This window comes from Shigella sp. FC1967 (assembly GCF_001743005.1).
Lineage (GTDB): Bacteria > Pseudomonadota > Gammaproteobacteria > Enterobacterales > Enterobacteriaceae > Proteus.
This window is the reverse complement of the sequence record NZ_MIIZ01000487.1, coordinates 1-210: the sequence shown is the minus strand read 5'-3', so window position 1 is coordinate 210 and position 210 is coordinate 1. Positions and strand designations below refer to the sequence as shown.

The window sequence follows — 210 nt, the reverse complement described above, 5'->3', positions numbered from 1 at the left end:
TTCATCTCTTTGATATTGCCAATTGCGCGTATTTTCATCATTGAAACATTATGAAAATCTTCCATATCTTTAACGACCAGCTGCAACATATAGTCATATCGCCCTGAAATATTCATCTCTTTGATATTGCCAATTGCGCGTATTTTCATCATTGAAACATTATGAAAATCTTCCATATCTTTAACGACCAGCTGCAACATATAGTCATAT

1 protein-coding gene is annotated in these 210 nt (G+C 33.3%); it reads right to left on the bottom strand.

Annotation, left to right across the window (positions count from 1 at the left end; genetic code table 11):
* A partial coding sequence (locus BHE89_RS04200) for an Lrp/AsnC ligand binding domain-containing protein (RefSeq protein WP_216080981.1) occupies positions 1 to 210 on the bottom strand: 210 nt, incomplete at both ends.